This window comes from Phenylobacterium sp. GW821-FHT12F10 (assembly GCF_058806695.1).
Genome location: NZ_JBXAPY010000001.1, coordinates 1,820,594 through 1,833,856, shown reverse-complemented (window position 1 = coordinate 1,833,856; position 13,263 = coordinate 1,820,594). Strand labels below are relative to the sequence as shown.

The following is a 13,263-nucleotide window of genomic DNA, read 5'->3' as shown; positions in this document are numbered from 1 at the left end:
CCGTCGGGCCCTCAGCGCGCCGCAATCGCGGGCGAGCTTGGGGACGAAGGAGCTTTCCCATGACGCCACGATCCTGGACCGCCGGCCTGGCGCTTTCGGCCCTGTTGGCGGCGGGCGGCGCGCGGGCGCAGGAGGCGGTCGCCACGGCCTCGGCCACCCCGGCGCCGGCCGCGGAGCTCTCCACCGCCGCCCAGATCGACCAGTTCATCAGGTCCGCGCCGCCCCCCAGCCTCGAGGACGAGGGGGTGGACGGGATCACGCCCGGGACGGGCAAGCGCCAGGTGCATGGCGAGGTGGGGATCGCGGTGGGCACCGGCGGCTATCGCAGCGCCTACGCCATGAGCCTGATCCCCGTCGGCGAGACCGGAACCCTGGCCATCGCCGTCAGCGAGAGCCGCAACGCGCGGTTCGGCGGCTACGGATACGGCGGCTATGGCGGCTACGGCGGCTATGGCGCCGGCGACCGCCAGTCCATCGGCCTGTCCTATTCCTCCAGCGGCGCGGCGACCGACCCGGAGACCGCCTGCGCGGGGCGTCGCGGGCCGAGCTGGCATGACGGCCGCGGGCGTGGTCCGGAGGGCTGCGGGCTGGGCGCGCCGCTCCTCGACCCCCGCTAGATCGCGCGGGCCAGGTTCAGGAATTCCTCGACGTCCAGGGTCTCGGCCCGCCGTGAGGGATCGATGCCGGTCTTTTCACAGAGGCTCTCGCCGCCCAGCTGCTTGAGGCTGGAGCGGAGCATCTTGCGGCGCTGGCCGAAGGCCGCGGCGGTGATCGTCTGCAGGGCGTTCAGCAGGGCCTGGTCCAGGCGCGTCGCGTGCGGGACCAGCCGGACCACGGCCGAGGTGACCTTGGGCGGCGGGGTGAAGGCCCTGGGCGAGACCTCCATCACCAGCTTGGCCTCTGCGGTGGCCTGGGCGATCACCGCCAGGCGGCCATAGGCGTCCGAGCCCGGGGCGGCGACGATCCGCTCGGCCACTTCCTTCTGGAACATCAGGGTGAGGGAGGCAGGCGTGAACGGCCCGGTCAGCCACTTGATGAGCAGGGGCGTGCCGACATTGTAGGGCAGGTTGGAGACGATCGCCGTCGGGCGACCCGCCGCCAGGGCGGCCTCGTCGGCGGTGAGGGCGTCCTCGAGATGTACGGTGAGGGCGCCGCCGCTGACGGCGGTGAGCTCCTCCAGCAGGGGCAGGAAGCGCGGGTCCTTCTCGATGGCGGTGACCTGGGCGCCGGTCTCCAGCAGGGCGCGGGTCAGGCCGCCGGGGCCGGGGCCGACCTCGATGACGTGGTCGCCCTGATGGACGTCGGCCAGGCGGGCGATCTTACGGGTGATGTTGAGGTCGAAGAGGAAGTGCTGGCCGAAGCTCTTCTTGGCGATCAGGCCGTGCGCGTCGAGGGTGTCGTGCAGGGGCGGGAGGTCGTCGAGGGTCATGGCCCTGCCTATCAGGCCGCGCGGCGGGTGGCGATCTCGTCGGCCATGCGGATGGCGGCCACCAGGCTGTCGGCGCGGGCCAGGCCACGTCCGGCGATGTCGAAGGCGGTGCCGTGATCGGGCGAGGTGCGCACGATCGGCAGGCCCAGGGTCACATTAACGCCGCCCCAGAAGTCGAGCATCTTCACGGGGATAAGCGCCTGATCGTGATACATGCACAGCGCCGCGTCATAGCGGGCGCGCATCTCCTCGGGGAACAGGCTGTCGGCCGGGGTGGGGCCGACGGCGTCGACGCCGAGGTCGCGCAGGGCGCGGATGGCCGGGGCGATGATCTCGTGCTCCTCGCGCCCGATGGTCCCGCTCTCGCCCGCATGGGGATTGAGGCCGGCCACGGCCAGGCGGGGAACCTCGATCCCGAAGTCGCGGCGCAGGGCCTGGGCCGTCACCAGGCCGGCGTTCACCACCTTCTCGATGGTGAGCGCCGCCGACACCTTGGCGAGGGGCTCGTGGACGGTGACCAGGGTGGTGCGCAGGCCGGGCACGGCCAGCATCATGATCGGCCCGCGGGCCCCGTCATAGCGGGTGGACTGGGTGAGCTCCCCCAGGAACTCGGTATGGCCGGGGAAGGCGAAGCCGGCCTCGTAGAGGGGAGCCTTGGCGATGGGGGCGGTGACCAGGCCGCAGACCTGGCCGGAGAGGGCCAGGCCGACGCCGGTCTCGATCCACTGGATCACCGACTTGGCCGCCGCCGCGGTGGGCTGGCCGGAGACCACCGGCGCGCGCAGGGGGATGTCGAGGACGGGGATGGCGTCGGGGAAGACCCGGGCGGCCTCGTCGGGTGAGATCACCCGGCGCACGATGGCCGCGCCCGAGCCGGAGGCCGAGGCCAGGGACTGGCTGTCGCCGACCACAAGGAAGGCCGGCCCCGACTGGCGCAGCTGCGCCCAAGCCTTGACGATGATCTCCGGTCCGATCCCGGCGGGATCGCCGAGCGTCAGGGCGAGGGGGCCTGTCTTCACTTGGTCTCGATGGTCGCCGAATTCCTAAGGTCACGCATGTAACGCCGGGCGATCATGCTCAGTTGCTGACCGAACAGGCGGTTCTCGATCTGCTCCTTGGACTGACCCTCGCCGCCGCTGGCGCGCTTGGCGCAGACGGCCAGCAGGTGAAGGCCGGCGCTGGTGCGGATCGGCTGGGACAATTGTCCGGCCTCGAGGCTTTCGGCGGCCTCGCGGAAGGCAGGCGCCAGATCCTTGATCTCAGCCTCGCCGAGGTCGCCGGCGACGACGCCGGGCACCTTGGCGGCCTGGGCCTCCAGGTCGCCGCAGCCGGTCACCTGGGCGCGCAGGGCCACCAGCTTGGCATTGGCGGCCTCCACGGCGCTCTGGTCGGCGGTCTGGGGCAGGCCGACGGCGGCCTGCTTGAGGCTGACCATCATGCCGCCGGCGCCGGCCCGCTTGTCGCGGAGGTAGATGATATAGACCCCGTCCTTGACCTGGATCGGGCGCGAGAGCTGGCCGGGGCGCATCTGCTCCAGGGCCGCATCGACCTCGGGCGCCATTTCGCCAGCGGTGATCCAGCCGGCGTCGCCGCCGGCCGCGGCGGTGGCGGCCGCGGAGAACTGGCGGGCCACGGCGGGGAAGGGCGCGCCCTGCTGCATCTGGGTGATGAGCTGGCCGGCGCCGGTCATGGCGGTCTCCATGCCACCGACGCGGTTGGCGTCGATGAAGACTTCGCTGATCTGGTACTGGGGCTTGGACGCCGCGGCGGCGAGACGCTGCTGGACGGCCTTCACCTGGTCGTCGCCGATGCGCAGGCGAGAGCCGTAGCGGCCGCGGATCCAGCGCTGCCAGCTGGTGTTGGCGCGGACCTCCTGGCGCAGGGTCTCCTCGCCGATGCCCTGGGCCTTGAGGTTGCCCAGGAACTGCTCGAGCGACATGTTGTTGCCCTTGGCCATGTCGGCCAGTTCCTCGGTGACCTCGTCGTCGGTGGCGATGATCTCCATCTTCTGGTCGCGCTCGACGCGACGCAGCTCCTGCAGCTGGAGGCGCTCGTCCACCAGGCCCACCAGGGCCTCGCGCTGGAACTGGGGCAGGTTCTGAGCCGTCGGCTGGACCCCCGAGGTGGCGATCAGCAGGCGCATCCGCTGGGCCAGGTCGTAGGTCGAGATGATGTCGTCATTGACGACGGCGGCGACGGATTCGTTGATCCCCGCGGGTTGAACCGGGGCGGCCGGGGCGGCGGTCTCGACCGGAGCGGTGGCCGCCGGCGGCGCCTCCTGGGCCCAGAGGACCGAGGGAATCGCCGTGGTGGCCAGGGCGATCGCCATGGCGGCGCCGCGCGCCGAAAGGCCCGTGACATTACGCGCACGCATCATGGGTGAGGAGTTTCCTTGGAGGCGATGGCCATGGGCAGCTCGGTGCGAAGGGCCATTTCGGTGGCGAATTTCAGTTCGCATACAACGGACCGCCCAATGTGGCGAGGGTGAGGCGTATGGCGATGGACTCGGTGGGGCCAAGGCGGCCCACCACGGTGTCTTCCCGCCGATAGATGATGTCCACGCGGGTGCAGTCGTCGCGGTAGGTGACGCCGAGGTCGCGGATCACCCAGGCGTCCTGGACCAGGTCGCGGTTGCCGTAGGCCGTCAGGCCCCAGTGCTTGGTGAGGTAGAGGTCGCCGCCGAGATCGAGGTTCTCGACCTTGACGCCGTTGGCGTTGGCGCGGTCGCGCAGGTAGCGGAAATAGCCGTTGGCCCGCTTCATCGAGAGGTTGGCGCCGGCTTCCGCCCGCTGGACCGTAAAGTCGTCTGAATCCAATCGCGTACGGGCGAAGAATGAGAGGCCTTTGATGGGCTGGGCGTCGGCGGCGACGATCCAGTCGGAGGAGGTCTGGCGCAGGCCGCTCTGGGTGGAGAAGACGTCGTTGCTCTGGTTGCGGAAGCTGCGGCCCACCAGCAGGCTGGCGCGGCGCCCGTCGTCCCAGAACACCGAGGCGCGGCCACCGGCGTTCACCCGCACGCCGTCCTCGTAGAGGTCGTAGCCGGGGAATTTGTTGGCCCGGAAGAGGTTGGTCTCGTCGAACTCGAAGGCGACGGAGTCCTCGTTGAGATAGACCGGCGCGCCCGTGGTGCTGGTTCCCACCACCACCTGACGGGCGTTGGGGGAGGCGGCGATCTGGACGATGGGCTCCAGGATCACGGTGGAATCGGAGAACCGGCGCACGAAGGGCCAGGTGATGTCGGCGCCGGCCACGGCGAGGCCCCGCGACAGGGTCTTGGAGGCGCCCTTGACGGTGTTCAGGTCGTCGAGGCTGTAGGCGTCGCCGCGCAGGTTCAGGAAGGGCGAAACCCTTATGCCGGCGGGGGCGGTGTAGGTGGCGCGCCAGTCGGCCTCGCCGGTGACGCGGCGGCTGTCGAGGCCCGCCAGGCGCAGGGGCGGGGCGCCGACCGGCGACTGGTCGCGGGTGAGGGCCACGGCCGACCCCAGCAGGCGCAGGCGGCCGCCGGCGATGTTGGTCTCGGGCTCCCAGCGGGCCTCGATCAGCGGGCCGACGATGGGGAAGGTGCGGTCGTTGTCGCCGGGCCGCAAACCCTGGATGGAGAAGGCCGCGGCCGAGAAGTAGGACCGCTGGTCCTGGCGGGTGGCGTAGAGCTGGGAGATCAGGCGGCGGTCGTCGGCCACATAGGGGCCGCGGGCGGTGTAGACGTCGCCGATCTCGTACTTGTCGAACAGCAGGTCGTCGGAGGTGCGCTCGGCGGTGAAGCCCCAGTTCCAGCGCTCGTCTATGGCGAACTGGCCCGCGGCCAGGACGTAGCTGCGGCTGGTGGCGTCGCCGAAGCGGTTGCCCTTGCCGTCGAAGTCCTCGTCGTAGGTGTAGCCGAACCGCGCATCGACGGCCCCGGAGTAGAACCGCTTGCGGTAGTGCCCGTTGAAGAACGGGTTAACTTTCGTGTTAATCTGAGGACTTAGCGTGATATCCGAAGACGGCGAGAGAACCTGCAGATAGGGCTGCTCATAGCTGAGGCCCCGGCGGTTCGAGGCGCCGAGCTTGGGCGGCAGGAAGCCGGACTTGCGCACCGCCTGCGGGTCGGGATGCCAGAACAGCGGCAGATAGAGCACCGGGGCGCCGAAGATGCGGATCACGGCGTTGCGGTAGTAGATCAGCTGCCGGTCGCGGTCCTGGACCACCTTGTCGGCCTTGATGGACCAGGTGGGGGTCTTGGGCGAGCCGTCGGCGGCGCAGATCTCGCAGGGGGTGTAGATCGCGCGGTTCAGTTCGTTGACCCGCTCGCTGCGCCGGACGGCGGTGGCGGCGGCCAGCTTGATGCTGGGGGCCAGGCGGGCGGCGAAGCCCGTGGCGACCCCGGCCTTCATGGCGTCGTCCAGCACCAGCTCGTCGGCATATTCGATGCTGCCGTCGGCGTTGATGATCTGGACCTGGCCCTTGGCGGTCATCACGCCGCGGACCTCGTCATAGACGAGCTCGTCGGCCCGCAGGGTGCGGCCCTCGTAGCGGACCTCGGCCTGGCCGCGGGCGGTGGTGATCTTGTTCTTGTCGTCGCGGATGACGAGGTCGGCTTCCATGTAGAGCTGACCGGGCTCGAGCCCGTCGACGGCGACCTTGCCGCCCGGCGTCTGGGCATGCGCCTGCGCGGACATCGCCACGACGATGACCGCCACGCTCGCCAGCAGGCCGCGCTTTACGGAGACGGAACGGCGACCACGACTCATGAAGCTAGGAAACCCCCTCCAGGCGGTTGTTGGCGGACTGATAGCCGGGAACGCCAACGATTCAACCGTCTTCGGTGTAGCAGAGCAAAGTCAGCCCGGACAGGAGCGCGACCAAGGGCGGCGCCCAGGCGGCCGCATAGAGCGGGATGATCTCCGCATCGGCGAGCGCGCCGGAGAATTCGTTGAAGAAAAAGAAGATGAAACCGATGGCCACGCCGGCGCCGGCGAGGCTCGCCAGGCCGCCGAGACGGGCCAGGCGCAGGGAAAAGGCCGCCGCCAGCACCGACATGGCCGCAAACAGCAGGGGCGTGGCCAGGAGCTGCTGGAAGCGCAGGCGATAGCCGTCGGCGGAGAAGCCGGCCTGTTCGGTCAGGCGGATGGCGGCGGGCAGCCGCCAGAAGGCGATGGCCTCGGGGGAGGCGAACCGCTCCATGGCCGATTCGGAATCCAGGGTGGAGCGAATCGACAGCGAGTCGGAGCGCACCGAGCTTTCGCCGGCGGTGGCCTCGCGCACGTCGGTGAGCTTCCAGAAGCCCGGCAGCAGCTCGGCCTGGGCGGCCTCCAGCCGGCGCTTGAACTCGGGCAGGCCGGCCTTGTTCTTCTGGTAGACGAACAGGGAGACGCCCTTGAGCCGCACCCGGCCGGCCACGACGTCGCGGGCCTTGGCGTGGATGACGATCTGGTTGCGATCGTCCCCCTGGCGCAGCCAGACCTCCTTGGGGGCGTCGGTGAGGTAGTTCTCCATCAGGCTGGCGCGGTCGGCCTCGAAGCGGGCGCTGAAGGCCGAGGCCAGGGGATTGAAGGCGGTGACCGCCACGACGCCGGCCAGGAAGGCCGCGACGCCGGAGGGCAGGATGAAGCGCCAGGCCGAGATGCCGGCCGCGCGCATGGCCACCAGCTCGCTGGAGCGGTTGAGCCCCACATAGGCGCTGATGCCGCCGGCCAGGAAGACGAAGGGCAGCAACAGCAGGATCAGGGCCGGCGCCTTGAGCAGGGTCAGGCCGAACAGCTGGGCGACCCCGACATCGGCGCGCACCCCCACCGACCGCGACAGGTCGACGAACTGCACCAGCAGGATCACCGCCGAGATGACGGCGAGCGCCGCGCCGACGCCGGTGAAGGTGCGGACCAGGACGTAGCGTTCGAGGCGGCCGGTTCCGATCATGCGGCGGCCTGGGCGATGCGGGCCGGACGCAGGCGCATGTCGATGAAGCGGCTGACCCGCTGCTTGAAGATGCCGCGCAGGGCCAGGCCCATGGCGCCCAGGGGCACGGCGAACTGGACGAGGTTCAGCCAGGGCTCGGACTCGCTGCCGGCCTGGACGACGAAGCCCAGGATGCGGACGGCCACGGCCAGGCCCGCCACGGTGGCGATGCGCCGGCCATAGCCCAGGCGCGAGAAGCCGCCGCCGATGATGGCCAGGAGGGCGAAGCTCATGAAGGTGAGGTTGTAGAGCGGGGTCGACAGGCGCGCGGCGCCCTCGGCCAGCAGCTTGTTGCGGTTCTGCTTTTCCCAGACCTGCTGCAGGTCGGGGAACAGCAGTTCGTGCAGGTAGCGGTCCGAGGGCTTGTAGTGGACCATTTCGTCGGACTGCAGGTAGCGCGACAGGTCGAAGACGTATTCGTCGAAGGACAGGAAGTTCAGCACCCCGGTCCGGCTGAACTCCTGGTTGGAGCCCTTGCGCATCAGCAACACCGGCTTGTCGCCGCGCTTGACCACTCGGCCCTCGTCGGCGGTGTAGGTGGTGGCCCCGCCGTCGCTCTTGGTCTGGTGGATGAACAGGTTGTGGATCAGGCCGCCATTGTCCACCGACTGGGCGTAGACGGTCAGGCCGGGGGCGGGCTCGGTGAACTCGCCCTCCCGCACCAGGGTGGAGGCCAGGTCCGTGCGCACCTGGAACAGGGTCTCGCGCATCTGGCGCGAGGCGGCGGGCTGGACCCAGAGGTTCATGAACAGCGCGATGAGGGTGACGACGCCGGCCAGGCGCAGGGCCGGCGCGATGACCCGCCAGCGGCTCATGCCGCCGGCGAAGCAGACGACGATCTCCTGCTCCACGTGCAGGCGGTTCAGGGCCACCAGGGCGGCCACCAGCAGGGCGATGGGCATGACCATGTTGATGAGCTGCGGCATGGCCAGCAGGGTCACCTCCAGGAAGACCAGCGCGCTCTGGCGCTGGCTGACGATGATGTCGAGCTGCGACAGGCTGGTGGACAGCAGGGCGACAGCGGTCAGCGCGAGCGTCGCGAAGACGGTCGGTCCCAAGAGCTGACGAAGCAGGTATCGATCGATCAGGCGCATCGGCAAGAAATATAGGGCAGGCCAAGATATTTGCCGCGCCCGGAACGGGAAGCTGCTCTAAACCATGCGTCGCCCCGCCACACAACCGCCGCACGAACGGCGAGGCTGGGAAGGATTCAGGGCGCACGCTGCGCCGGGTTGAGACGTTTGAGAGAAATTCATGGATATCCAGTTCGTCGCGGCTGACGCCGCGCTTGGTGAAAAGAGCGCCCTGGCGATCGTCGTGTTCGAGGGCGAGGCCGCGTCGGCCCAGGGCGGCGCCTTCGCCAAGGCCCTGGCCGGGGCCCGTTTCACCGGCGGCAAGGGCCAGACCCTGGACGTGCTCGCGCCGGCGGGCTCCGACGCCGCCCGCGTGGTGCTGGTGGGCGCCGGCAAGGCCGGCGACTTCGACGCCATGGCCGCCGAGACCGCGGCCGCCTCGGCCTTCGCCGCGGTGAAGACCTCGGGCCTGACCACCCTGCGGGTGGTGCTGCCCAGCGCCGACGCGGCCAAGGCGTCGCGCGCGGCCTTCGGGGTGCGGCTGGCGGCCTACCGCTTCGACAAGTACCGCACCAAGGAGGCGGCCGAGAAGAAGCCCTCCATCGTCAAGACCGAGGTGGTGACCGCCGAGGCGGACGCCGCCGTCACCGCCTTCGCCGACCTGGCGGCCCTGGCCGACGCCATCAGCTTCGCCCGCGACCTGGTCTCCGAGCCGCCGAACGTCCTCTATCCCGCCGAGTTCGCCAAGCGGGTGAAGCAGCTGGAGGAGCTGGGCCTGGAGGTCGAGATCCTCGGCGAGGCCGAGATGATGAAGCTGGGCATGGGCTCGCTGCTGGGGGTCGGGCAGGGGAGCATCCGCGAGAGCCAGCTGGCCATCCTCAAGTGGAACGGCGCCGACGACAAGAAGGCCCAGCCCATCGCCTTCGTCGGCAAGGGCGTCTGCTTCGACACCGGCGGCATCAGCATCAAGCCGGCCGACAACATGGAGCACATGAAGACCGACATGGGCGGCGCCGCGGCCGTCTCGGGCCTGATGCACGTGCTGGCGGGCCGCAAGGCCAAGGTCAACGCCGTGGGCATCCTCGGCCTGGTGGAGAACATGCCCGACGGCAACGCCCAGCGTCCGGGGGACGTGGTGACCTCCATGTCGGGCCAGACCATCGAGATCATCAACACCGACGCCGAGGGCCGCCTCGTCCTGGCCGACGCGGTCTGGTACTGCCAGCAGCGGTTCAAGCCGAAGTTCATGGTCGACCTGGCCACCCTGACCGGGGCGATCATCATCGCGCTGGGCGATGATGTGGGCGGGTTGTTCAGCAATAGCGATGAGTTGTCGGCAAATCTTATGGCGGCTTCCAGCGCTGAGAACGAGCCCCTGTGGCGGATGCCGCTGCCGGCTCACTACGACAAGAACATCGACTCGATGATCGCCGACATGAAGAACACCGGCGGCCGGCCGGGGGGCTCGATCACCGCGGCCATGTTCATCCAGCGCTTCGTCAACGGCGTGCCGTGGGCCCACCTGGACATCGCCGGCACCGCCTGGAAGAAGCCGTCCACCGTCCCCACCATCCCCGACGGCGCCACCGGCTTCGGCGTGCGGCTGCTGAACCGCATGGTGGCCGACAAGTACGAAGGCTGATCGCCCGCCTTGCGCTTCGCCCTGCTGCATAGCCCCCTGGTGGGCGCCAGCTGCTGGCGGCCGGCGATCGACGCCTTCGCCGACCTGGGAGTCTGGGCCGCCGCGCCCAGGCTGCCGGCGCTCGCCGGGGTGAACCCGCCCTATTTCCCGGCCCTGGCGCAGAGCGTGGCCGCGCAGATCGCCCCCATGGACCCGGTGGTGCTGGTGGTGCATTCGGGCGCCGGGGCGCTCGCCACCTCGGTGACGGCGGCGTCGCAGGGGACGGTGAGCCAGGTGATCTTCCTGGACGCCATCCTGCCCAATCCCGGGCGCTGCTGGTTCGAGACCGCCGGGGACGCCCTGGGACGCACCCTGAGGGAGGCGGCCCGCGACGGCTGCGCCCCGCCCTGGGACCAGTGGTTCCCGGCCGACGCCCTGGCCGCAACCCTGCCGGAGGGGGCGGCGCGCGCGGCCTTCCTCGCCGAGCTGGCGCCGACGCCGATGGCCTATCTGGAGGAGGCCGAGCCCGAGCTCGACCTGCCCGACGACGTGGGCTGGGCCTATCTGCGCCTCTCCAAGGCCTATGAGGACGAGGCGGCCGTCGCCCGCGCCCACGGCATCGCCACGCTGAGGCTCGACCGCCATCACCTGGCGATGATGACCCACCCGGCCGAGGTGGCCGCGGCCCTGATCAATCTGGTGCGGGGCTGAGCATGGCCTGCGAGGTCTGGTTCTATCACCTGGAGCGGACGGGCCTGGACCAGGCCCTGCCGGAACTGCTGGAAAAGACCCTGGCGCGGGGCTGGAAGGCCATCGTGCGGGCCGCCGGACCGCAGCGGGTGGAGCACCTGGACGGCTGGCTGTGGGCCTATCGCGACGAGAGCTTCCTGCCCCACGCTCCGGCCGAGGAGCCGGGGGCGGCGCGGCAGCCGATCCTGCTCACCACGGGGACCGAGAACCCCAACGGGGCCGACGCCCTGTTCCTGGTGGACGGGGCCGAGCCCGGGGAGCTTGGCGACTACGCCCGGTGCGTGATCTTGTTCGACGGCGGGGACGAAGAGGCGGTGGCGCTCGCCCGCCGCCAGTGGAGCGCGGTCAAGGCCAAGGGCCTGCCCGCCTCCTATTGGAAGCAGCAGGGACGCGGTTGGGAGAAACAGGCATGAAACTCAAGATCCTGGCGGGCGTGGGCCTGGCCCTGCTGATGACCGCCTGCGCCAGCGACGCGCCGCAGCCCGCGCCGCCCCCACCCGCGCCCTATCGCCCCGCGCCGCCGCCGCCCCCGCCGGCCGACCAGTGCGGCGCGGCCGAGGCCCAGAAATATGTCGGCCGCTCGCGGACCGAGATCCCGATCCCGGTGCTGCCGGCCCTGCAGCGGGTGGCCTGCACCACCTGCCCGGTGACCATGGACTACAACCCCCGGCGGCTGAACTTCTTCTACGACGCCCAGACCGGGATCGTGAAAGAGGTGAAGTGCGGTTGACCTGACCATGGGTCAGTCTGGCCACCTGCGTGAAACGGGGGGACGGGCATGAAGTGGGTCGTGGGAATTCTGGTGACGGTCGTGGCGGGCCTAGCCCTGGCAGGCTGCGCCCTGACCGCCAAGGACATCCCCTATCCAACCCTGGAGGCCAAGTACGGCGGGCCGGCCTCGCACTATATGGACCTGCCGGGCGACCTGCGCGTCCACTACCGAGACCAGGGCCGGGCCGACGGGCCCGCCGTCGTGCTGGTGCACGGGTTCGCGGCCTCGCTGCACACCTGGGAGCCCTGGGTTCAGCGGCTGGCGCCGGACTACCGGGTGATCAGCCTGGACCTGCCCGGCCATGGCCTGACGCGGGCGCCCGAGGGTTATGTGGCCGCCCAGGCGACCAATGTGGCGGTGGTGGACGAGTTGACCCGCAACCTCAAGGCCGACCGCTTCGTCATCGTCGGCAACTCCATGGGCGGCGGGGTGGCCTGGGCCTATGCGCTCGCCCATCCCGAGCGCCTGCGCGGCCTAGTGCTGGTGGACGCCGCCGGCTGGCCCCGCGAGGACCGGGGCAAGGAGAAGCCGCCGGTGGTGTTCAAGCTGCTGGGCAATCCGGCGGGCCGCGCCTTCCTGCGCAAGATCAATCCCCGGCCCCTGGCGGCCAAGGGACTGAGGTCGGCCTATGTGGACGAGAAGGTCGTCACCCCGGCCCTGGTGGACCGCTATGTGGAACTGGCCCTGGCGCCGGGCCACCGGGCGATCCTGACCTCCGGCCGCGACGGCCCGCAGCGGCGGATCGACCGGTCGGTGTTCGGAACCATCAAGACCCCGACCCTGGTGATGCACGGCGAGGCCGACACGGTGATCGACGTCGCCGCCGGTCGCGGCCTGGCCGGCGCCATCCCCGGCGCCAAGCTGATCACCTATCCCGGTGTCGGCCACGTGCCGATGGAGCAGATCCCCGACCGGTCCGTGGCCGACCTGAAGGCGTTCATCGCCTCGCTCCCCGCTACTTGATGGCGAAGCAGTAGAAGAGGCCGTTGCCGCCCGTCGCCACCAGGTCGGGCTGGGAGCAGCTGCGGGTCTGGTGGGCGGAGTTCCAGGAGGTGGGGTTCTGGCCGCCGCCCTGGCGGTCGTGGTGGCCGACCATCGTCCGGCTCGCGCTGGAGGACGTCCAGTTGTTGCAGGTGAGGTTCGGCGGCGCGGCGGGGGCGGGGGTTCCGGCGGGCGCGTTGGCGGGCAGGGGCATGGCCACCGGCGGGGCCAGGCGGCCGTCGGTGAGCGAGCCGGTCATGATGTCGTGCTGGTTGGGGCTGTCGCCGCGGCCTTTGACGGGCGCGCCCTTCTCGTCGAGGGAGTTGGCCTTGCCGGTGAGCGCCGCCTCGCTGTGCAGATCCTCGAGGCTGGAGGCGATCTGCACCCCCTTGGCGTTGAACCAGGGGCCCTTGCCGATGCGGTCGCGGGCGTTGATGGCCTTGCCCTTGGAGTCCGTGGCCGAGAGATAGGCGCGCCAGGCGTGGTCGCCGGCGCCGGCCTCCGTCGCCAGCTTCTGGCACCAGGCGTCCGCGCCCTTCAGCCCGCCCAGGTCGCCGCCCTTGCCGGGGCCGACGCTGGTGATGAAGAAGGTCATCTTGGAGCGTTCCTTGGCGACGACCGCGGTGGTGGTCAGAGCGCCCATGGCGATGAGCGCCGCGGCGCCGCCGATGATCAGCCTGTTCATACTTGCCTCCCTGGATTT

General features: G+C 70.4%; 13 protein-coding genes. 6 read left to right on the top strand and 7 right to left on the bottom strand.

The features are described from left to right. The first annotated feature begins 59 nt into the window (after positions 1-59). Positions 60-617 carry a hypothetical protein gene (locus AC1RN5_RS09210; protein ID WP_493040891.1) on the top strand — a complete coding sequence of 186 codons (558 nt, stop codon included), beginning with the start codon at positions 60-62 and terminating at the stop codon, positions 615-617. Here the strand turns inward: AC1RN5_RS09210 and rsmA are convergent. The 6 genes from rsmA to lptF form a co-directional block, all read right to left on the bottom strand. After that, positions 614-1,429 carry a 16S rRNA (adenine(1518)-N(6)/adenine(1519)-N(6))-dimethyltransferase RsmA gene (rsmA, locus tag AC1RN5_RS09205; RefSeq protein ID WP_493040890.1) on the bottom strand — a complete coding sequence of 272 codons (816 nt, stop codon included), beginning with the start codon at positions 1,427-1,429 and terminating at the stop codon, positions 614-616. The genes AC1RN5_RS09210 and rsmA overlap by 4 nt on opposite strands. Positions 1,430-1,440: 11 nt before the next feature. Continuing rightward, the gene (gene pdxA / locus AC1RN5_RS09200; protein WP_493040889.1) at positions 1,441-2,448 is read right to left on the bottom strand and encodes a 4-hydroxythreonine-4-phosphate dehydrogenase PdxA; all 1,008 of its coding nucleotides are present in this window, start codon (positions 2,446-2,448) and stop codon (positions 1,441-1,443) included. After that, on the bottom strand, positions 2,445-3,806 hold the full coding sequence (locus tag AC1RN5_RS09195) for a peptidylprolyl isomerase (protein WP_493040888.1): 1,362 nt from the start codon (positions 3,804-3,806) through the stop codon (positions 2,445-2,447). Before AC1RN5_RS09195 ends, pdxA begins: the two co-directional genes overlap by 4 nt. Before the next feature lie 70 nt (positions 3,807-3,876). Then, the gene (locus AC1RN5_RS09190) at positions 3,877-6,159 is read right to left on the bottom strand and encodes an LPS-assembly protein LptD (RefSeq protein ID WP_493040887.1); all 2,283 of its coding nucleotides are present in this window, start codon (positions 6,157-6,159) and stop codon (positions 3,877-3,879) included. 61 nt (positions 6,160-6,220) lie between these two features. After that, positions 6,221-7,324, bottom strand: coding sequence for an LptF/LptG family permease (locus AC1RN5_RS09185; RefSeq protein WP_421931284.1), 1,104 nt, complete (start codon positions 7,322-7,324; stop codon positions 6,221-6,223). Continuing rightward, positions 7,321-8,457, bottom strand: coding sequence for an LPS export ABC transporter permease LptF (lptF, locus tag AC1RN5_RS09180; RefSeq protein ID WP_493040886.1), 1,137 nt, complete (start codon positions 8,455-8,457; stop codon positions 7,321-7,323). Before lptF ends, AC1RN5_RS09185 begins: the two co-directional genes overlap by 4 nt. A 160-nt stretch (positions 8,458-8,617) precedes the next feature. Here lptF and AC1RN5_RS09175 point away from each other — a divergent pair, with 160 nt between their 5' ends. The 5 genes from AC1RN5_RS09175 to AC1RN5_RS09155 are packed head-to-tail and all read left to right on the top strand — an operon-like array spanning position 8,618 to position 12,542. Next, positions 8,618-10,078: a leucyl aminopeptidase gene (locus tag AC1RN5_RS09175; protein WP_493040885.1), complete on the top strand. Its 1,461-nt coding sequence runs from the start codon at positions 8,618-8,620 to the stop codon at positions 10,076-10,078. A gap of 9 nt (positions 10,079-10,087) precedes the next feature. After that, a complete protein-coding gene (locus tag AC1RN5_RS09170) occupies positions 10,088-10,768 on the top strand; it encodes an alpha/beta fold hydrolase (protein WP_493040884.1) in 681 nt (226 codons plus the stop codon). 2 nt (positions 10,769-10,770) lie between these two features. Further along, entirely contained in the window at positions 10,771-11,220 is a 450-nt protein-coding gene (locus AC1RN5_RS09165) for a DNA polymerase III subunit chi (RefSeq protein WP_493040883.1), read from the top strand. Beyond that, entirely contained in the window at positions 11,217-11,537 is a 321-nt protein-coding gene (locus tag AC1RN5_RS09160) for a peptidase inhibitor I78 (protein WP_493040882.1), read from the top strand. Before AC1RN5_RS09165 ends, AC1RN5_RS09160 begins: the two co-directional genes overlap by 4 nt. Positions 11,538-11,585: 48 nt before the next feature. Then, positions 11,586-12,542 carry an alpha/beta fold hydrolase gene (locus AC1RN5_RS09155; RefSeq protein ID WP_493040881.1) on the top strand — a complete coding sequence of 319 codons (957 nt, stop codon included), beginning with the start codon at positions 11,586-11,588 and terminating at the stop codon, positions 12,540-12,542. Here the strand turns inward: AC1RN5_RS09155 and AC1RN5_RS09150 are convergent. Beyond that, complete coding sequence (locus tag AC1RN5_RS09150; protein ID WP_493040880.1) at positions 12,535-13,245, bottom strand: hypothetical protein; 711 nt, start codon at positions 13,243-13,245, stop codon at positions 12,535-12,537. The genes AC1RN5_RS09155 and AC1RN5_RS09150 overlap by 8 nt on opposite strands. Between the last annotated feature and the right edge of the window lie 18 nt (positions 13,246-13,263).